This is a genomic window from sulfur-oxidizing endosymbiont of Gigantopelta aegis, from assembly GCF_016097415.1.
Lineage (GTDB): Bacteria > Pseudomonadota > Gammaproteobacteria > GRL18 > GRL18 > GRL18.
The window spans coordinates 1,070,522-1,091,363 of sequence record NZ_JAEHGE010000001.1; the positions used below are offsets into that span (position 1 = coordinate 1,070,522).

Genomic DNA, 20,842 nt, shown 5'->3' on the forward strand with positions numbered 1-20,842 from the left:
AGTATTGAAAGGCTTAATCAGCAGCTCCTGAACAAAATAATCCTGATACCCTAAAAACGTGAATGTTCTGGCAGGTTATCTGGTTTGATAACGGTGGTTTTATGAATAGCCAATTTCTTCTTTCGTTTACGACTTTTACTAGTCCCATTTCCTGAGTTGTTTTTCTTGCTTCCTGAATGACCTGTCGGATTATCATTGTCATCATCCTTTGGCAATTTACTGGCTCTTATTTTAGGCTTTGGAGGTAGCTTTTTAAGCTTAGCAACTTCTGTTTTAAGGGCATCGATTTCAACCTGTTGGTTTTGAATGATTTCCTGTTGTTGCTCCATGAAAGCAAGGAGTAATCGGACTACCGGTGTCTTTTCTTCTTCAGGTATCTCTGGAATTGGAGGTAATTTTTCACTATAATCAATACAGGTTGTTTTCAATAAAACAATTGTATCATGGCTTTTTAAGGCTCTTTAGTTTGCCCTGTGTTGATCAAACTCCCTCTCAGTTAAGATAATATTCAAAAATATTCTATTTCGATCTGAGACAGATCGACAGGATCATTTATAGGGATAAATTACATGGGGCAGTGAAAATGCAATTTTTGTCCTCTAAAATGCTGTCAAGACTTTTTTTGTTTTTATTTCAAGTTTTGCACAGACTTATTGAGAAGTTACCTGAATTGTCAGTAATTACTTTAGAGCCATCTTTGGAACAGTTATTGCATCAATCAATTCAGATGTCAGAAGAAGGTGGTGGTTTGGAGCCAAGCTTAGCAGAAAAAATGCATCAGTCATTGACTGAAAGTGCTCAGGCTCAGGAAGTAAATGGTTCCCCCGCTATCTTGTTGGTTTCTGCACAGGTGAGATTGATGCTGGTGCGCTTTGTTAAGCATAGCATACCGAATATGCATGTATTGGCCTACAACGAAGTGCCAGATAATATGCAAATAAAAATAGTTTCTACCGTTGGACAAAACTAAAGAATTGTTTTGTTAAGTAAAGAGTTGTTTGTTAAGTGAAAGAGCTTGTTAATAAAAAGTGCTTAAATAAGGTCGTTAGATATGAAGATTAAACGTTTTTTTGCTGCTGAAATGCGTGATGCCATTTGTCAGGTTAAAGATGAATTAGGTGCTGATGCCGTGATTCTATCCAATAATAAAGTGGATGGCGGCATTGAATTAGTGGCAGCGATTGATTACGACGAGGAAGCGGTACATCGCTCCTTAAACTCACGTGAGTCAAATTCACGTGAACAAGCGCCACAAATGAGTTCTCGTGATAGCTGGCAGCATGATGAAAGCCGTTATCAGGAGCAAGTCCCTCAGAAGAAAAAACGTTCAGTCTTTGCCAAAGTAAAGAAGCCGTCTTTAAATAAACAAGAGCCAAGTGCCAAGTTTGCAGATGCAATCCAAGATGATGTGATCAGTTTTAGCCATCAGGCAAGTCAAAGAAACGTACAGCAGTCACCTGAGCAAGCACAAAAAAGAGGCTTTGCTGATTTATTAAAACAGTCAAGTGGAGATCAGAGCAGTGCTTTAAAAACAAAAAAAGTAGCTCAGCATAGCTCTAAATATAGCTCTAAACATAGCCCTAAACATAGCCCTCAAGATGTCTATCGTAAACAAGCGATCAATGAGCGCAAGCAACCCTTTATTTCAGATTTTGATGATGATAGCTTTGATACTGAACGTTTTGAAGAGCCAACGATAGGCGAAAGCGCAGCAGAATCCAGCTATCCTTTTGATTATGAATCACTCGTAAAAGAAGAAGAGCGCCGTAGTCAGCCTAAGGATAATGACTTCTTTTCTATGCATGAAACACCAGTCCAATCAAAACGCTCAGTACACTCTATACCAGCAAAGAAAGGCTCTAAGAAAGTTCAATGGGTGGAAGATCCTGCAATGACGTCCATGCAGGCTGAAATTAAATCATTGCGTGGCATATTGGAAAATCAATTATCAGGTCTGGCATGGGGGAATTTTTCTCGTAGCAATCCTCATCAGGCAGAATTATTATCACGTTTGTACCGTCTGGGCATTAAATCATCATTGAGTGAAAAAATTGTTAAGCAACTAAAATCTGAACCAGATGATTCACTGGAAGACAATTGGCGTCGGGTATTGAGCATTATTGCTCGCAATATTCCCGTGCCAGAGGAAGATTTACTGGATGAGGGCGGTATTATCGCCCTGGTTGGACCGACTGGCGTGGGTAAAACCACTAACATTGCCAAATTGGCGGCTCGCTTCACCCTGAAATATGGCGCAAAAAACCTGGCACTGGTTACTACCGACAGCTATCGAGTGGGCGCGCATGAACAATTAAAAACCTATGGTCGTATTTTAGGCGTGCCTGTTTATGTGGCTAATGACGAAAATGAATTAAAACAAGTGTTATCCCGTTTAGAAGATAAGCAATTGGTGTTAGTTGATACGGCGGGTATGAGTCATCGTGACCTGCGCCTAACACAGCAATTATCAATGCTACGTCATAGCCATGAGAAAATAAAAATTCTTGCAGTATTGTCGGCATCGACACAAACATTGGCTATGGATGAAGTTATAAAAACCCTGAATGCCAAAGAACTGGATGGATGTATTGTCTCAAAAGTGGACGAATCGACCTCAATTGGGGGAATAATTTCAATTCTTATTGAGAATAAACTACAACTCAACTACATTAGTGATGGGCAGAAAGTTCCTGAAGATATCCATTTAGCCAATACCACAAGCTTGCTCAAACAAGCATTGGAAATGGTCAGACAGCATCCAGTCAAGGTCAATAGTGACGAACTGGCGATGTCTTATTCTGGTGGAGGTTTGGCCCATGCCGCTGGCTAATATGAGTGTTGCCGACGGTTTGACAGGGAGTAGTGCCTTATATTACAACATGGCACGCCCTAATTATTATGATCAAGCAGAAGGTTTACGACGCATGACCCAAAATCGACCAGTCAGAGTAATTGCAGTAAGTAGCGGTAAAGGAGGCGTGGGGAAAACCAATGTCTCGGTTAATCTTGCAATGTCTTTGGCGGCTAGTGGACAAAAAGTATTAATTATGGATGCCGATTTGGGCTTGGCTAATATCGACGTCTTGCTGGGCTTACACCCCAAGTTAAATATCTCTCACGTGCTTTCCGGGGATTATGATTTATCAGAAATCATCGTGGATGCACCGGGTGGCATACAGATTATTCCAGCCGCGTCTGGTATATCCAATATGGCGGGTCTGACTGATGCGGAAAATGCCGGCATTATTAATGCCTTTGGTGAGCTGCAAAATGAATTAGATGTACTGATTATTGACACCGCAGCAGGCATTGATAAAAGTGTGGTCAGTTTTTGTCGCGCTTCTCAGGAAGTCATTGTGGTGGTTTGTGATGAGCCATCATCAATTACCGATGCGTATGCTTTGATTAAAGTGTTAAACAAAGAGCAAGGCATTAACCGTTTTCGAATTTTAGCGAATATGGCTCAGGATATGAAAGAAGGACGGGTTTTATTCGGTAAAATTTTAAAGGTAACGGATCGGTTTTTAGATGTTTCGTTGGACTTTTTAGGCGCCATTCCTTTTGATACTTACCTTAGAAAGGCAGTCAAAAAACAAACAGCAGTGACTCGGGCTTATCCAAGAAGCCCTTCTGCTCAAGCGTTTACGATGGCGGCACAAAAGATAAATAAATGGCCTATGCCCAAACGACCTGGGGGACACCTTGAGTTTTTTGTGGAGCGATTAATTAGTGCCAGTGAGTAAATAAACATAACTATTCAGCCTATTGCAAAGCGCTTACAGAGTATCAGCTTGAATGGCTTACCTTTACAGGGGTTTGAAAATAGGGATATTTTCATAAAGCGTCACATGGATGTGCTTGAGCGTCCCTGTAAAGGTAAGCCATTTGAGATGATACGGGAATTGTGCTGAATTGTTAGTTGTTAGATAAAAAAGTAAATTAAGGCACGGGGATGTGGTAATGAGCCTGATAATGAAAAAAATTGACGTTTATAGTCAATATGAAAAGCAAAATACGGTGGAAACACATGCACCGATGGTGAAACGTATTGCCTATCATTTAAAAAGCCGTATGCCGGCCAATATTCAATTGGATGACTTAATTCAGTCAGGGATGATTGGTTTGCTGGAGGCGGCAAACAACTATGATGCCAGTCAGGGGGCGAGCTTTGAAACCTATGCCAGCATTCGGGTGCGTGGTGCAATGCTGGATGATGTGCGTAAAAATGACTGGGCACCCCGCTCGGTGCATCGCAATAACCGCCGGGTTGCAGAGGTGGTGCGTAAAATTGAAAATGAAAAGGGTCGCGATGCCCGCGATACTGAAATTGCCGAAGCGCTGGAAATGGATATGGATGAATATAACCGTATCCTGCAAGATGCTAGTGGCCATAAAATACTTAGCTTTGAAGACATTGGCAATGGCGAGGACTCACTGATTGATAGTATTCCCACTCCGATGAGTGAGCCGCTTGATAGCCTGCAAAAAGAAGACATTAAATCTCAGGTTGCCACGGCAATTGCCAGTTTACCGGAGCGGGAACGCCTGGTGATGGCGCTTTATTATGATGAGGAATTGAACCTGCGTGAAATTGGTGCGGTGATAGGGGTTAGTGAGTCTCGCATCAGTCAAATACACTCTCAGGCCATCATTCGCTTACAAGCCCGCTTAGATCAAACGCTATAAAATACCTAAATTATAAGTTGTTGAATTTACAGATTTTATTTTAATTCCCTTTTTTATAAAAACACCCTGCAATATTTTTCTTGTCTAATCTTTATTTATTTTAAAATAATCCCCTGATTTACTGGTAAAAAATGGATTTTTTGCCTACAAATAGAGTGAGCCTTTTTTTATGCAAGTGCTAAGCAAACCTTAAATAGGCATTAAATAGGCATTAAATAGGGAACACTGAGATAAGAATCTGACTTTATTCATAAAAGGGTTTAGTTTCTGGTCATCTTGCCGATAGTTCTATTGTAAGTAATGAGTTATTAAAGTGAGGCTGTCCAAAATTCTGGCTTAGTTTTTCGGAAGCAGGACGAATTATCATAAAAAATTTGTAAGGCTATCAGTTTTAAAGAATAATTTGGGGTAAAATGTCGGGCTGTACCCTTAATAATTTCTTTTTATAACCTGGAGGTTGATTTGAACAAAGATATGAAAATCTTGATCGTTGATGATTTTTCAACAATGCGTCGCATTATTAAAAATCTATTAAGAGATCTTGGATTTACAAACACAGTAGAAGCAGATGATGGTTTGACTGCACTGCCGATATTAAACGCCGGTGGTATTGATTTTCTGGTCACAGACTGGAATATGCCGGGTATGCAAGGTATTGACCTGTTAAAAGCAGTGCGTGCAGATGATAAATTATCTACCATGCCAGTGTTAATGGTGACTGCGGAGCAAAAAAGAGAACAGATCATTGAGGCAGCACAAGCCGGTGTGAATGGCTATATTGTTAAACCGTTTACAGCAGCAACACTGAAAGAAAAAATTGATAAAATTTTTGAACGCATCGATGGATAAATCAGCGTCAAAAGAAACTCAGTGTGTGATTCGGACTTATAGAATAATGTGAAAACATTATTTGAATAAATATCTATAGTTTAAGGTACGGCGGAAAGTATGGCAGAAAATGAAGTGCTTGATGAAGCTTTTATTAAACGGGCAAAAGAACTGGTCAGCAGTGCTGAGGCGGGCAATGATGAAGACGTCAAGCTAATACTTGATGAACTCATTACCATGAAGGAGACCAGCTTATTTCAGGAGCTGGGAAAGCTGACTCGTGATGTACATGAGACTTTTAAGGCTTTTCGTTCTGACTCACGTATTACTGAGTTAGCAGAAGATGGCGGCATGGCTGACGCGAAAGAACGTCTTCATTATGTCATTACCATGACTCAGCAAGCTGCCGATACCACGATGAGTCAGATAGAGGAGGCTATTCCGCTTTGTGAAAGTATTACCGGAGGCACTTCAGAATTATTGTCCAGCTGGGAACGCTTTACTCATAGACAGATGGAAGCTGAAGAATTTCGTCAATTAAGTAAAACCCTTAAAGATTTTCTTGAGACTGCCAATAATGATAGTAAGTCTCTGATGAGCAACCTGAACGAAATCATGATGGCACAAAGCTATCAGGATCTGACAGGGCAGATCATTTATAAAGTGATCAAACTAGTTGAAGATGTTGAAGGTGACTTGATAAATCTGATTAAATTGTCCAGTAAACACACGGGACAAAGTGGGGATTCAGAAACCGAATCAGTAAATGAGACTTTATCAGGAGAGCCTGATAAGAAGAAAAAAGATAAAAGCTCTTTGGATGGACCTGTTGTACCAGGTTTGGCTGATGAAGTTGAAACCTTGGCAGGTCAAGATGAAGTCGATGATCTGCTTTCAAGCTTAGGATTTTGAGGAAATAAATATGTCATTTGATGCTGATGATGAAATACTTCAGGATTTTTTAATTGAAGCGGGTGAAATGGTTGAGACGTTGAATGAAGAGCTGGTAGAGCTTGAACAACGTCCTAATGATTCTGACCTGCTCAATTCGGTATTTCGAAGCTTCCATACCATCAAAGGCGGTGCCGGTTTTCTTTCTTTAGAACCCTTGGTACAACTTTGTCATCGAGCAGAAGACGTGTTTAACCTCCTACGTAATGGTGAATTAGAGGTTAATTCAGCCATCATGGATGTGATGTTGCCGGTTTTGGACTCATTGAATGAAATGTTTGATCGCCTACGGGCAGCCACTGAGCCTGAGGATGCTGATCCCGCTTTATTGGCTGCTTTGGATGGTATTTTAAAAGGTGATGCGACTGACGCTGCTCCTGTTCCAGTCGCTGAAACATCAGCACCTGCGGGTGAAGAAGATGTCACCGATGAAGAATTTGAACAGCTGCTCGATGCATTAGATGAACCTGCAGCAGGTAAAACAGCAAGTGCTGCTGGCGATGATGATCTTTTTGATATCGGTGCAAAGCCATCACCACCAAGCGGTTCAGATGATATTACCGAAGAAGAATTTGAAAACTTACTCGATCAATTACATGGCAAAGCTAAAGGCGAAGATGGTGCAGCACCAGTTGCAAAACCCAAACCTGTCTCAAGTAGTCCAGTCACCGCCGGCGATGAAATTAGCGATGATGAATTTGAAAACCTTTTAGATGAATTACATGGCTCAGGCAAGTTTGGTCAAGTTGACGAGACAGATGATGTAAAAGCAGAAGCGAGTGCTCCAGAGCCTGTGGTTGAAAAAGCACCTGAGCCAGTGGTTGAGGCTGCTGAACCTGAAGTGATTAAAGCCAAGCCAAAAGCTAAACCAGCCGCAGCAAAAAAATCTGCTGAGGGTGGTGCTCCATCCCCCGTACCGGCTGAAGCAACCGTACGCGTGGATACCAAGCGTCTTGATGATATTATGAACATGGTTGGCGAACTGGTACTCGTGCGTAACCGATTAGTGACCTTAGAACAATCACTGGGTAATGAAGAAATGTCCAAGGCTGTCAGCAGCTTGGATGTTGTGACGGCTGATTTACAAATGTCGGTCATGAAAACCCGTATGCAACCGATCAAAAAAGTATTTGGTCGTTTTCCCCGAGTGGTTCGGGATTTGACTCGTACCATGAAAAAAGATGTCAAACTGGAACTCATTGGTGAAGATACCGATTTAGATAAAAACCTAGTTGAAGCCTTGGCTGATCCCTTGGTGCATTTAGTTCGCAACTCAGTCGATCACGGGGTAGAAATGCCTGATGTGCGTATTGCAGCAGGCAAATCTGCACAAGGTACGGTGACATTGTCGGCAGAGCAAGAAGGTGACCATATCATGCTATGCATTGAAGATGATGGTGCTGGCATGAATGCCGATTATTTGCGCAAGAAAGTCGTTGAAAAAGGCTTAATGGATGAAGAAGTTGCTGCACGTCTTGATGACAAAGAATGTTATAACCTGATCTTTATGCCAGGCTTTTCAACCAAGGACGAAATATCTGATATTTCTGGTCGTGGCGTGGGTATGGACGTGGTGAAAACACGCATCGCCCAGCTTAATGGCGGCATTGATATTGATTCAGAAGAAGGTAAAGGCACACGTATTGCCATTAAAGTCCCTCTGACTTTGGCCATTATGCCGACCCTCATGGTGAAACTAAAAGAACAGGCTTTTGCCCTGCCATTGGTGAGTGTTAATGAGATTTTTCATTTGGATTTAACCAAAACCAATACCGTTGATGGCCAGTTGGTGATCATGGTACGAGAGAAACCCTTGCCATTGTTCTACTTGACGCGTTGGCTGGTCAAAGGCGCTGAGTATGATGAATTGCCTGATGAGGGACACGTAGTTGTCGTCCATGTGGGCACGAAAAAAGTGGGCTTTGTGGTGAATCATCTTATCGGTCAGGAAGAAGTAGTGATTAAACCCTTGGGTTCAATGCTTCAGGGAACGGATGGCCTTGCCGGTGCGACGATTACCGGTGATGGCAAAATTGCCCTGATCCTTGATGTACCTACACTGATGTCATCCCGTGTCCATTAAAGCGGATTGCTTTTGACACAAAATATAAAAAGGCATAAATGATAGATTTACTAAGTCTATTTGGTCTGATTCTTGGGGTTGGTTCCATATTGCTTGGACAATTTCTTGATGGCGGGCATATGGGCACACTCATAAATGGCCCGGCAGCGCTGATCGTTATCGGTGGTACCTTCGGTGCTGTCATGTTGCAGTCACCAGCGAACGTCTTTCTCCGAGGACTGAAAATATCCAGTTGGATTTTCTTCCCTCCACGATTTCATACCGAAGAAAGCATTGCCCGTATTATCGACTGGAGCAATATAGCCCGTAAAGAAGGTCTCTTAGGTTTAGAAATTGTTGCCGAAGAAGAAGAAGACTTATTTGCTCGTAAAGGTTTAGAGTTATTAGTTGATGGTAGCGAACCGGAAGTTATGCGCTCCATTATGGAACTGGAAATAGATGCCAAAGAATCATTTGATACCTTAGCCAGCAAAATTTATGAGGCCATGGGGGGCTTTTCTCCCACCATCGGCATTATCGGTGCCGTGATGGGCTTGATTCATGTGATGGGAAATCTCTCCGATCCCAGTAAACTCGGCAGTGGTATTGCGGTCGCCTTCGTAGCAACAATCTATGGTGTTGGCGCTGCTAATTTATTGTTTATTCCCATCGCCACAAAACTTAAAACACTGGTCAATAACGAAGTCATGTATCGTGAAATGATCGTTGAAGGCCTAGTATCAATTGCCGAAGGTGAAAATCCCAGAAATATTCAACGTAAGTTAGAAGGTTATCTGGATAAAACGACTATCAGTGATGAGAATGAGGGGGAGTTGCTTTAGACTTACTTAAAATTACTTGATTACCCATAAAGCTCCGCCATTTTTAGGAGCTTTCCATTCATAGGTGGCGTTTTCATCGCCACGCATAAAAACCTTGGCATCATGTCTTTTAAGTTAAAGCGTCTATTAAACCGATAACAAAATTCAGCAAGATACCGAGGTAAATGTTTTGAGTTAATGGAATGATAGCTTCCCTTCATAGAGTTTTTAATATTACCTATCATAGTGTTAACCCAGATAAACTCAATTTTATCAACACTTGCCGCACCACCACCCGTGACGATTGGAACATGCTTACAGTCAGCTTCTTTAACCGCAGGAAAACAATTTAACCCATCTGAGTAAACAGTACTTCCAGGTGTTAAATGAGTTTGTGCCCATCGTTTTATTTCACTGGATTTAAACCCTTTAAGCACATTTAAATTCATTGCAATCAGGTGTCCATCTTCATTAGTAGAAACGGCTGCAACGAACGGTGTTTTATTTTCTGAACCACGACCTCTGGAGCCGCCTCTGTGCTCACCACCCCAGTAGGCATCATCAATTTGAATGATGCCTGATAAAGGTTTACTGTCATCACGTTCTTTCATAACCTGCATGATCTTTTGTTTCATACTCCAGGCTGTATTGTAGCTTACCTTAAGCTGTCTCTTTAATTCTAATGCTGAAACCGCTGTCTTCAATTGAGTCATAAGATGAATCGCTAAAACCACTTAGATAAAGGCAGTTTGGTACTATCAAATATTGTCCCACAGGTTGCTGATGTCTGATGATGACAATGGTGGCACTGATAAAGATGGCGATGTTCTAGAGTGCAATAAGTCTTATTGCCACACTCTGGGCAAACAAATCCATCAGGAAATTTCCATTTAAATAAGGCTTGTCGGCACTGTTTGTCAGTGCCATAATCATTAAAAAGCTCAAATAAACTATAACCTTCTTGAAACTGAATTTTATTTTTTGACATCATTCTACTCCACACATAATCTATACTTTAATTATAGTATAATTATAGTATAATTATAGTATAATTATAGTATAATTATAGTATAGTTATCGAAATATGGCGGAGCTTTGTGGGTAATCAAGTAAAATTATTCCTAAAATAAGCCTGTCCGGTATGAATTATGTCAAGACGTAGAAAAAAAGTAGAAGAGCATGTTAATTTAGAACGCTGGTTAGTGTCTTATGCAGACTTTATTACCCTATTGTTTGCTTTTTTTGTTGTCATGTATGCCATATCCTCAGTCAATGAAGGCAAGTATCGCGTGTTATCGGATACCTTGAATGAGGTCTTCAATGCGCGTCCGACCACTATTTCTCCCATTCAATTTGATAACGCCTTAAAAGAAAAACCAACCTTATCTGAACAGCCGGATGTCATTGATATACCTATTCCAGAGCATGACGATATATTGACACCAGCAGAGAATCCAGAGCTGGAAACCTTGTCAGAAGAGATTACCAAGGCGGTACAACCACTAATTGATGATGATTTAATTCAGATTAAAAAAACCGATGATTGGCTGGAAATAAACATTAAATCCAGTGTTTTATTTGGAAGTGGTAATGCGACATTATCAGAGGATGCAGAAGAAATTTTATCAATCATTGCCTCGCTGATAAAAACCTATCCGAATGACCTACAAGTAGAAGGCTATACCGATAATATTCCTATAAAGACCAAGGCTTTTCCTTCAAATTGGGAATTATCTTCCTCTCGTGCTGCGAGTGTGGTGCATTTGTTTGAAGACGAGGGGGTTGATCCTAGGCGGATGCTGGCCATTGGCTTTGGCCAACATCGTCCTAAAGGAGACAATACCACAGCAGCAGGGCGTAATGAGAACCGCCGTGTTAGCTTGGTCTTATTGGGCAAGGGTGAGCAACGAAAAATAATGCAAAAACGTAATCAGGCGCTTAAACAAGCCACTCAAAATGTTAATGATACGATCCAAATTAACGATCCAAGTGAAGGTTTCAATCCCGTCTTTGATATTCAATAATTAGTGTCCATCTGTTTATTCTAGAATTATTTGATAATTGTGGCTGTAAGGTGGGCACGCTTTTTGTGCCCACGCTGAAAGTGTGAATACAAGGTATTGAGTCAGCGTGGGCAGATAAAACCATGCCCACCCTACTATTTTATACTGACAAAAAAACCTATTTACGGATGGACACTAATTAGTCATTCCTGACGATACTTTTTGCTCAGTTTTAAAAAAATTATGTAAAACTTAACTGTTTTGGTTTAAATTTTGCATGTTATATAGCAGTGATACTTGGAAATGCAGATCCTGTTATTTCTTGGTGTCATAAAGCGTGTCACAAAGCGTGTGCTATAACGTGTACTATAAATGGTTGAACCGTATTTATAATTGGGGACAAAATAAGTGAAAATTTGGGCCGTTGCAAATCAAAAAGGCGGTGTGGGAAAAACAACAACAGCAATCTCTCTGGCAGGCTGGTTGTCCGTAAAAGGTAAGCGAACGCTAGTCGTTGATCTGGATCCGCATGGCTCAATGACTAGTTATTTTGGCCTTGACCCAGATTCATCGGATAAAAGTGTTTATCAGGTGTTTCAAAAAGCGGCTGCTAAGCAGTATATGGATATTAATGAGGTGATTCAGCCTACGCGTTTTGAAAATCTGTCAATACTGCCTGCTTCCACTGCTATTGCGACATTGGATAAGCAATTGGGCACTAAAGAAGGCATGGGACTAGTCTTGGCCAAACAATTACTCGGCCTTAAAGGGCAGTTTGATTATATATTTGTTGATTGTCCTCCGATGCTAGGAGTGCTGATGATAAATGCCTTAGCAGCTTGCAATCAATTGTTAATTCCAGTGCAGACAGAACATTTAGCGCTAAAAGGGCTGGATAGAATGTTGAGCACCATCAAAATGATTAATCGTGCCAGAAAAACGCCTTTAGATTATGCCATTATTCCCACCATGTTTGATCGTCGTACGCGTGCGGCGATTGAATGCTTGAGAATTATGCAAAAAAATTATGATCCAAAAGCATTAAAGAGAACCTTGATACCGGTCGATACTAAGTTTAGGGAAGCTTCTAGAGATGGAGTGCCTTTACCGATATATAGCCCTCTTAGTCGAGGTTCTGTGGCCTATAAATTATTGTTAGATGTGTTATTAGCTGAGTTTATTCATGAGTAATGAGCAAAACAAAGATTCTTTGTTGGTGGATCAAAAAGATGCCCTGAGCTTCTATTTTGATGCTTTGCTATTGCCTGATGAAAATGAATTAAGTGAAAATTTTGCTGTAAAAGAACAAGTGCCAGATGAGGTGTTATTACCTTCTGACGATAATCTCATACAGGCTGAGCCACAAGAAATAATCGTTCTAATGTGGCTATACTTAACCGGACACACAACTTAAAATAACTAAAAGATAAAAAGTGTGACCTAAAATGAATGATCAAACAAAAAAACCGAATAAAAGCTATACATCAGAATTTAAAGAATCAGCTGTCAAATTAGCTAATGAGACGGATCAACCTGTTTCTCAGACTGCCAGGGAGCTAGGTGTTAATGTAAATACTCTACATACCTGGATCAGTAAATATTCCAAACCGGTGAAGACGGTAGCCAATAGAAGTGATGAACACATTTATGATGAAGTAAAACGTCTGAAAAAAGAATTGGCAAAAGTGATTCAGGAGCGTGATTTATTAAAAAAAGGCCACAGCGTACTTTGCAAGGGAAACTTTGTGAAGTAATGTGGCTAAAAAGTGTGACCTAAAATGAATGATCAAACAAAAAACCGAATAAAAGCTATACATCAGAATTTAAAGAATCAGCTGTCAAATTAGCTAATGAGACGGATCAACCTGTTTCTCAGACTGCCAGGGAGCTAGGTGTTAATGTAAATACTCTACATACCTGGATCAGTAAATATTCCAAACCGGTGAAGACGGTAGCCAATAGAAGTGATGAACACATTTATGATGAAGTAAAACGTCTGAAAAAAGAATTGGCAAAAGTGATTCAGGAGCGTGATTTATTAAAAAGGCCACAGCGTACTTTGCAAGGGAAACTTTGTGAAGTACGCATGGATAACTGATCAGGCTAAAGATTACCCGGTAACGATTCTGTGCCGTTTTATGGATGTTTCCCGTAGTTGCTATTATGATTGGGTTAGCTCTCCTAAAACGGATAGAGAGAAAGAAAATGAAGCGCTTACTGAGCAGCTAAAAAACTGTTTGAAGACAGTCGCAAGACTTATGGAACCCGTCGTCTTAAAAAGAAAACTGGCTGAAAAAGGCGTTCATATAAGCCGCCGGAGAATTGGTCGATTAATGAAAAAAGCCGGTTTGTTTTGTAAAACGAAGAGACGCTTTAAAGCGACGACTAATTCCAAGCATAATAAGCGTATATCTCCAAATTTACTGGAAAGAGAGTTTACTGTCTCTCAACCTGATCGCTACTATGTGGGTGATATTACCTATATTGCCACCAAGGAAGGCTGGTTATATTTAGCGGTTGTCATTGACTTATTCTCTAGGCAAATTGTTGGCTGGTCGATGGATGAGCGAATGAAAGCCAAGCTAGTCAATGATGCTTTACTGATGGCCATATGGAAGCGTAAACCAATGGATGGATTGCTTTGGCATACTGACCGAGGTAGCCAATATGCCTCTGATAGTCATAGAAAAATATTGTCGGATCATAACATAATTCAGTCTATGAGCCGCAAAGGAAATTGCTGGGACAATGTATTGGTACGCTTGATCTGCCTGAGTTGAGTGTGGGTATGAACATTGTTTATGCTCGTGATACTGCATTGGAAGACCTGTTAAATGGTTACACATTGGATGCGGTTGATTTTAGTAGCATTTTGCCGAATTGGTTAAGCGGGAATTATGTCATTGGTTTAGATATTGAAAATATTGTCACCGGTGCTGGAAATACGACGGTAAAATTTATAGGTGATGCATCCATTCAAGGTACGTTGACCAAAGGTGCAGGAGCACTAACGCTGGATTATAGTGAGTTTTCTGGAGTGGCTAGTACTGATCCGGATGCGGGTGTTGATTTAAAGGTGTTGCCTGAAATTACCCTGATTCCAGAGTTTAACGTGGGGCCTGTCACGGTCAATGAACTTGCTTTTCCTGGCATTGGTTTTTCATTGGGTGCAGCCTCCGGTGTTGAAGGTAATCGTTTAATGGGGCTCACGCAATGGGCTGATTTTCTGGAAAATTGGGATGGTAACTGGGGATTGGGCAATGATTTTCTTAATCTGAATATTGCCAGCTTAGCAGCAGCTGATATTGCTGTGACAGGCTTTAGTTCTGTTATAGGTTCAACAGGAAATGATAACCTGAAAGGTAATGATGACAATAATGCCTTTGATCTCTCTGCTGGTGGTGTCGATAACGTTGATGGCGGCGATCAGAAAAAAGATGGTTTTGATTCAGTAAAATTTGCTGATAGCGAACAAGTTATAGTGGATCTGCAAGGTGCAACCGCTTATACCGGTGATTATACAAGTTTATTAGCGCCCGCTCAATTGACACGTAATAGCAATGATAGCAGCAATCAAATACAAACCTTATCGACCAATGCAAATGTGGGTGTCTTTTCTCTGTCTTATAATGGTGTTAAAACTACACCATTAGCCTTTAACAGTAGCGCAAAACAAATAGAGGATGCCCTGAATGCTTTGGCTAATTTATCCGGTGTCAGTGTTTCTGGACAGGGAAGTGGCAATGATCCCTGGGAAATTATTCTTGGTAGCACAGGTAATTTTGATGCCTTAACATACAATACGAACAACATCACCTTAGTGACTGTAGATGCCAGCAATAGTATTCAGTTTGGTTTGTACCAATTGGACACCAGTGCTTTAACGACACGCGCCACCATCAATAATATTGAAGCCATACAAGGTGGCTCACAGAATGATCTCTTCTTTGGTGCAAGTGGTGATAACCGCTATCAATTTTCCAAGGGCTGGGGACAGGATATTATTATTGAGCAATCTTCATCTGGTGAAGATTTGTTAGAATTTGTTGATTTCTCAACAGCGGAAAAAGATGCTTTAAAAGACTTGAAACTGGGTGGTATTCATGTTTATTGGATGGATAACGGCACCAGTATTGATTATGTTATTGCCCTTAATACCGAAGGCGAAGTCCCCGATGATAAAAAAGCCACCTTTAATCTAGGCAGTAATTGGGCTAAGTCAGGAATAGGTACTGGTATTCAATTATTAAAAAATACCATAGGACCTTTGCAAGCAGAAACCGCTGGTATTAAAACTGGTCTTGTGGCATTGGACAGCACTTTGGCCAATGCTGCATTTACAGAAGCAAAAACACTTTGGACAGCTGCTGGACTGACGGGAAATCTAGCTAATTTTACTTTGGCTTTTAGTGATTTACCTGATAATGAACTGGCTAATTTTGATGCCACTAATAACATTATAAATCTTGATATTACTGCTGCTGGGCATGGTTGGTATACCAATGCCAGCGGTACACCCGATGCTGATAAAATTGATTTGTTGACTGTGTTGGTACATGAGATGGGTCATGCCGGTGGTTTAGAACATAGTGCCAGTGACATCAGTGTAATGAATAGCACTCTGGCAACGGGTGAGCGCTCTATTGATATCAGCAGTCTATTAGCCAATGCAGTAAAAAGTGATGCGGATAAATTACTGGATGGTTTAGGCGCTCTGGATCAATGGAGTAATAATTTAGGGACAAACCTAGATAAGGAATTAAGCAAAATTGGCTTGCCCTTTATTGGTGATGCCTTTTCGACTTTGGGCTTGGATCAACTGGCCAATAATGCCGTGGGGGATTCGGTTGCGGTGTTGAAAAATTCACTCAATGACTATCTCAGTAGTACAACGACCCCCGACATTGATGACCTACTGAATTATTTTAACAATGATACTAATTTAAGCAACTTTAAGATTAGCCGCAGTGATAGCTCAATTCAGTCCTATGCCGTCATAATTGAAGTGATCGGCTTTGATGAGAATATCGACATCAATCTGGATGACTGGTCACTTGATAGTTTGCCGATTGATTTACCTTTTTCTGTGCAATCCGGTACACCTTTAAATATTAATGGTGGAGTCTTTTTTAACTTTGATTTTGGTTTGGATGAAAATGGGAATTTTTATAGTGCCGATCCGGGTCTTGAGCTATCTTTGTCCATTGGTGATGACTTACATGTATTGACACTCAATGGCAGTGCTTTAGAAGTTTCCGGTGATGTTCGATCGGTATTGGCAGCGGGTGATGCCATTCAAGTGGTTGATGATGAAGGCAATCTATTATATACCACCATTAATGGTACTCCTACATACAATGCCGTCACCAATATCACGAGCCTAAGTATTGCGGCATTACCCGTAGGACTATCTGATGGTGAAACTCTGGCATTGCGTAAAACCCTTGATATGAATGTTAGTATGGGCATTATCGGTCTGGAAGTAGACAATGGTTATTTTGACTTCGATGCTGGTCTTGGTCTGTCTTATGAAGGTCGTCTGGGTATGGCGGCACTTAATGGCGATGATGGTTCTCTGGCAGGCACACCGAAATTGGATACAGTATTTGAATATGATATTCAATTACCGGTTAAAGCCAGTGGTGCACTCAGTAGTGTGATGGATGGTCTGGGCCTGATTACTGCATCATCGGCCAATCTGGCAGGTGATTTGTCACTAACGCAATTAATTGGTTCTATTCCTAAAACCATTGAAATGCAGGGGCTCGGTGACTTATTCCAAATTAATGGCATTTCTCTGGACATGCTATTAGATGCTCTACAGGCTATATTGACTGAATTAGAAAATGGTGGCCTGGATGAAGACATCCCATTACTGGGAGTGAGTGCGAATGATGTCCTGGGTGATGGCACAACAGATTTTGTTAGTGAATTAAATGCGGCAATTACGACGGCACGCAATGCCGATACGCTTGATCAAGTGACTGATATTATCAATGATCAAATGGAAGCTTTTCTTGGTTTGGATGCGACGGCAGATCCCTTTAAGTTGACCTATATGGACTCAACCTTAATGGCTGATTTTGGCCTGGAGTGGTTACTAACAGAACAATATCCTCTGGACTTTGATCTAGCGACATTAGACCCAACGGGTATTATGAAAGACTTGGGTCTGGTAGCGGATGGGCAGGCTGATTTGGCTTTGACTGGCTTGGCTGCAGTAAACTTTGGTATCGGTTTGGATGTTTCCGATATCAGCGCACCTTTGGCTTATGTCACCGATGATACAGGCATCGATTTACGCTTTGCTGCTTCAGCAGAAGATATTGCCATGAAGCTTGGTTTTAATGTTGATCAGCTCACAGGCATTGATTTAGATATTGGCGTACAGATCGAAGAGGGGCTCGCGTCACTGGATCTATTTTTAGAAGTTGGCCTGGATGATGTCGATGATGGACGTTATGCTATTGCTGATGTAGCAGATACCTTCTTTGTTGACGCTGGAGGTGAAGCATTAATTGATTTACCTCTGTATTTCCCGATTCGCAGTATGCCTCTGGGTGGCAGTACCGATGATTTAGATGGAGATGGTACTGCAGACAATAGCCTGTACTTAGATATGGGTGTTTTTTACAGTAATACTGATGGCTTTTCTTATACCAGTCCCAACACATCCATGCCTGATCTGTCATTTGATTTTAACTTATTTAATCTTTTAGCCGATCAAATCAATGATCCCAATAATGTTCTAATCGCCATGGAAAATCTCTTTGATCAAATTGATAAGATGGCCGATGGTATTGATAGCGTGGAATTACCGCTGATCGGTGGAGCGCCCTTTGATTCATTGGCTAGCGAATTACGTGATCTCAGAACCAGTATTTTAGGCGACAAGTCTACAGGGTCTTATACCTCTGGTATGGGCAAGGCCTTACTGGATGGAGTAGTAGCCGGTGATACTGTACTCGACTTAGTACGCGAAGAATTGTATCAGGGATTGAAAGAAATAAATGATCCGCTATTCAGTTTCTTGGTGCCTAATAGTGATGATTATGGTGCTTTGCAGTATTTAGGCAATGGTCAGTTGGACACCAAACCCGTGTCTAGTGCTGATGATATTCAATTGAGCCTAACCGATGAGGGAGAGCTGACCTTTAATCTGATCTTCGGTGGTGTGTTGGTTGATGAAGCATTAGCTATTGATTTCAGTGTTGGTGTGCCAGGATTTTCCTTAGGGGCAGAAGATGCCGAACTGTATACTAATATTTCCTATTTAATGGGCCTGGGTTTTGGCTTTGATTCTCAGGGTGTTTTCCTCGATACCAGTGGTATCACTGAAAGTGGTGAAGAAATCAGTCTGGATGTGTTTGCTGGTCTGGTTAAAGGTAGTACCTTTATTGGCCAGCTAGGTTTCCTACAAATGGAAATTGCTGATCTGGGTAATAATGGTAGTTTTGATGGTATAGATTACGGTAGTGGTATCAAAGGGCATCTGGGCGTTGATCTCAGTGCTGGTGGTGATGGTCGTTGGACTGTCGGTGAAACATTGGGTATTGAAGCGCTAGCTTCTTTATCGGCTGCGGCAGAATTATATACCGAGGTTGATACCAGTTTAGGTGATGTACTACCTGAAATCAGTACCACGATTATTTACAATCAAGTGCTGGCCAATGCCAGCCTATCCAGTTCTGGCAGCTCCATTAGCTTTGGCTTACCAGAAATCGAATTAAAAGATGTGACCCTTGATTTAGGCAATGTGGTTAACGGTATTCTAAAACCAATTGTCGATACTATTGGTGCTATTGTTGATCCTCTTGCACCACTGATAGAGTTATTGACTATGGAAATCGATCTTGGTGTCGATAAATTCCAACTCATTGATTTAGCCTATTTACGTTTACCATTCAAGGTTGTTGATATTGCCAAAAAAGTGTTGAATATTCTGGGTGAAACCATTGATTTTGTGAAAATGGTCAGGAGTATGTCGGTTGATGGAGGTATTAATTTTGGTGACTTTGTTCTGAGCAAAAATGTGCTTGAGAATGAGGGTAAGGATGGAAAAGTTACCAAGAGTGAGACGAGCGGGAATACGCTTACAAACACCTCAAAAGATAAAGCGGCTTTAAATGATCTAACGAGAGGGCCTGATCAAAAGGGCTTGAAGGATAAAAAAGGAGAGAAAAGTTTCCGTATTCCGGTGTTAGAAGATCCCGCATCAGTCATGAATTTATTATTAGGCAAGGGTGAAGTTGATTTATTTTGGTACGACTTGCCAGATTTGGAACTCGATTTTTCATATTCAAAATCAGTACCTATTTTCACTGGCATGAATGCCATTTTCGGTGGTGCTATTGGTGCTTATACCAATTTTGACTTTGGCTTTGATACCCGTGGTATTAGTCAATGGGCTGAAAATGATTTTTCTCTAGACAAAAGCTGGCAAGTATTTAATGGCTTTTACCTAGATGATCATGGTTTAGAAAATACACCTGATGACAAACCCGAAGCGGTTATTTATGCAGAAGTGACCGCTGGACTCTCTCTGGGCTTAGCAGGCTTAGTCGAAGCCGGTATTCAGGCGGGTATTAATGCCACTATAGAGTTTGACCTGAATGATAAACTGACGGATATAAATTTAGCAGGTGAACTGGTTGGTGATGGCAAGCTCTATGGTGATGAAATTATTGATAGACTGAGCCATGAATGGTATTGCCTATTTGACACCCGTGGACAGCTGAGTGTTTTTGTTGAGGCATTTTTATGGGTTGGTTTGGATTTAGGTTTTTCTGAAATCACTATATTTGAAGCACGAGAACGCTTTGTTGATGAAGTGATTGCTGAGTTTGAATTTGAATGTGTGACACAGCGGGTTGATGATATTGCCCAACAGTCTGGTGATAGCCTAACGCTGAAATATATCGGTGGTGAGAATGCCAGTGATGCACATAACTATAAAGTTGAAAGCATTGATATTAATGCTGATTTAACGACTGCCAGTCTGCTTCGTCTTGGTTATTTTGATGCAGACACTTATACCTCTTCAGAATTAAGCGCACTTAACACCCAACTACAAACCTACCGAAATTCTTATGCCGGTGAAAAAGCAATAATTGTCTCTATAGGCACACGAGTAGAAATATTCAGAGCCAATGATATTAAGACTATTTATACCGCAGGTACAGCAAAAGATGATAGCTATATCTTTAATGGGCTTGACGGTCTGGTAGATATTCTTGATGTAAACACCCAAAGTGGTGTTGATTATGTTCGTGTTAATTCGGGTGGCGTTAGTAGTAACGCGATGACGGTTAAAGTGAATACCGGTAGTGGTAAAGATCGCTTAGATTCAACTCATAAGTGCAACACTATTTGGTTGTATTTGTGATATTTGCTGGTTTATCGCTGGCTCATGAAATTCCCGGGGTGGCCGAGCGTAGCGATGGCCACCCCGGGAATTTCATGAGCCAGCGACGCGCCTGACGGCGCTACTA

The 20,842-nt window shown here is 41.1% G+C and carries 14 protein-coding genes and 3 pseudogenes; 15 read left to right on the forward strand and 2 right to left on the reverse strand.

The genetic code is table 11. The features are described from left to right. Nucleotides 1–50: 50 nt before the first annotated feature. Nucleotides 51–428, reverse strand: a complete 378-nt coding sequence (locus tag JEU79_RS05580; protein WP_198263314.1) for a hypothetical protein — start codon at nt 426–428, stop codon at nt 51–53. Between the two features lie 155 nt (nt 429–583). Here JEU79_RS05580 and JEU79_RS05585 point away from each other — a divergent pair, with 155 nt between their 5' ends. From JEU79_RS05585 to JEU79_RS05620, 8 genes are all read left to right on the forward strand, one after another. Continuing rightward, a complete protein-coding gene (locus JEU79_RS05585; protein WP_198263315.1) occupies nt 584–970 on the forward strand; it encodes an FHIPEP family type III secretion protein in 387 nt (128 codons plus the stop codon). An 81-nt stretch (nt 971–1,051) separates the two neighbouring features. Then, entirely contained in the window at nt 1,052–2,830 is a 1,779-nt protein-coding gene (flhF, locus tag JEU79_RS05590) for a flagellar biosynthesis GTPase FlhF (RefSeq protein WP_198263316.1), read from the forward strand. Nucleotides 2,831–2,879: 49 nt separating this feature from the next. Beyond that, the gene (locus tag JEU79_RS05595; protein ID WP_198265875.1) at nt 2,880–3,743 is read left to right on the forward strand and encodes a MinD/ParA family protein; all 864 of its coding nucleotides are present in this window, start codon (nt 2,880–2,882) and stop codon (nt 3,741–3,743) included. A gap of 229 nt (nt 3,744–3,972) precedes the next feature. After that, nucleotides 3,973–4,686 carry an RNA polymerase sigma factor FliA gene (locus JEU79_RS05600; protein ID WP_198263317.1) on the forward strand — a complete coding sequence of 238 codons (714 nt, stop codon included), beginning with the start codon at nt 3,973–3,975 and terminating at the stop codon, nt 4,684–4,686. A gap of 474 nt (nt 4,687–5,160) precedes the next feature. Then, nucleotides 5,161–5,535, forward strand: a complete 375-nt coding sequence (gene cheY, locus JEU79_RS05605) for a chemotaxis response regulator CheY (RefSeq protein WP_198263318.1) — start codon at nt 5,161–5,163, stop codon at nt 5,533–5,535. Between the two features lie 99 nt (nt 5,536–5,634). Further along, on the forward strand, nt 5,635–6,426 hold the full coding sequence (locus JEU79_RS05610; protein ID WP_198263319.1) for a protein phosphatase CheZ: 792 nt from the start codon (nt 5,635–5,637) through the stop codon (nt 6,424–6,426). 10 nt (nt 6,427–6,436) lie between these two features. Then, complete coding sequence (locus tag JEU79_RS05615; RefSeq protein WP_198263320.1) at nt 6,437–8,548, forward strand: chemotaxis protein CheA; 2,112 nt, start codon at nt 6,437–6,439, stop codon at nt 8,546–8,548. 41 nt (nt 8,549–8,589) lie between these two features. Then, on the forward strand, nt 8,590–9,369 hold the full coding sequence (locus JEU79_RS05620) for a flagellar motor protein (protein WP_198265876.1): 780 nt from the start codon (nt 8,590–8,592) through the stop codon (nt 9,367–9,369). 20 nt (nt 9,370–9,389) lie between these two features. Here JEU79_RS05620 and JEU79_RS05625 read toward each other — a convergent pair. After that, nucleotides 9,390–10,336, reverse strand: a pseudogene (locus JEU79_RS05625) (IS1595 family transposase). Nucleotides 10,337–10,496: 160 nt separating this feature from the next. Between JEU79_RS05625 and motD the strand changes: the two are divergent. The 7 genes and pseudogenes from motD (at nt 10,497) to JEU79_RS05660 (ending at nt 20,736) form a co-directional block, all read left to right on the forward strand. Next, entirely contained in the window at nt 10,497–11,372 is an 876-nt protein-coding gene (gene motD / locus JEU79_RS05630; protein WP_198263321.1) for a flagellar motor protein MotD, read from the forward strand. A gap of 387 nt (nt 11,373–11,759) precedes the next feature. Beyond that, nucleotides 11,760–12,542 (forward strand): ParA family protein, encoded by a 783-nt coding sequence (locus JEU79_RS05635; protein ID WP_198263322.1) that lies wholly within the window; start codon nt 11,760–11,762, stop codon nt 12,540–12,542. Continuing rightward, nucleotides 12,535–12,765: a hypothetical protein gene (locus JEU79_RS05640; RefSeq protein WP_198263323.1), complete on the forward strand. Its 231-nt coding sequence runs from the start codon at nt 12,535–12,537 to the stop codon at nt 12,763–12,765. The genes JEU79_RS05635 and JEU79_RS05640 overlap by 8 nt, the downstream gene beginning before the upstream one ends. Nucleotides 12,766–12,796: 31 nt before the next feature. Next, a pseudogene (locus tag JEU79_RS05645) lies at nt 12,797–13,102 on the forward strand (transposase); the annotation flags it as partial. A gap of 110 nt (nt 13,103–13,212) precedes the next feature. After that, nucleotides 13,213–13,449, forward strand: a pseudogene (locus JEU79_RS05650) (transposase); the annotation flags it as partial. Next, on the forward strand, nt 13,427–14,131 hold the full coding sequence (locus tag JEU79_RS05655; RefSeq protein WP_198263325.1) for an IS3 family transposase: 705 nt from the start codon (nt 13,427–13,429) through the stop codon (nt 14,129–14,131). The pseudogene JEU79_RS05650 and the gene JEU79_RS05655, both read left to right, overlap by 23 nt. Beyond that, nucleotides 14,089–20,736: a matrixin family metalloprotease gene (locus tag JEU79_RS05660; protein ID WP_198263326.1), complete on the forward strand. Its 6,648-nt coding sequence runs from the start codon at nt 14,089–14,091 to the stop codon at nt 20,734–20,736. Before JEU79_RS05655 ends, JEU79_RS05660 begins: the two co-directional genes overlap by 43 nt. The last annotated feature ends 106 nt before the right edge of the window (nt 20,737–20,842 follow it).

What these genes read in the sequence shown, in the direction of transcription:
- cheY (WP_198263318.1), top strand. Translation starts at nt 5,161, where the DNA reads ATGAAAATCTTGATCGTTGATGATTTTTCAACAATGCGTCGCATTATT.
- JEU79_RS05595 (WP_198265875.1), top strand. Translation starts at nt 2,880, where the DNA reads ATGGCACGCCCTAATTATTATGATCAAGCAGAAGGTTTACGACGCATG.
- JEU79_RS05600 (WP_198263317.1), top strand. Translation starts at nt 3,973, where the DNA reads ATGAAAAAAATTGACGTTTATAGTCAATATGAAAAGCAAAATACGGTG.
- JEU79_RS05615 (WP_198263320.1), top strand. Translation starts at nt 6,437, where the DNA reads ATGTCATTTGATGCTGATGATGAAATACTTCAGGATTTTTTAATTGAA.
- JEU79_RS05610 (WP_198263319.1), top strand. Translation starts at nt 5,635, where the DNA reads ATGGCAGAAAATGAAGTGCTTGATGAAGCTTTTATTAAACGGGCAAAA.
- motD (WP_198263321.1), top strand. Translation starts at nt 10,497, where the DNA reads ATGTCAAGACGTAGAAAAAAAGTAGAAGAGCATGTTAATTTAGAACGC.
- JEU79_RS05585 (WP_198263315.1), top strand. Translation starts at nt 584, where the DNA reads ATGCAATTTTTGTCCTCTAAAATGCTGTCAAGACTTTTTTTGTTTTTA.
- JEU79_RS05640 (WP_198263323.1), top strand. Translation starts at nt 12,535, where the DNA reads ATGAGTAATGAGCAAAACAAAGATTCTTTGTTGGTGGATCAAAAAGAT.
- flhF (WP_198263316.1), top strand. Translation starts at nt 1,052, where the DNA reads ATGAAGATTAAACGTTTTTTTGCTGCTGAAATGCGTGATGCCATTTGT.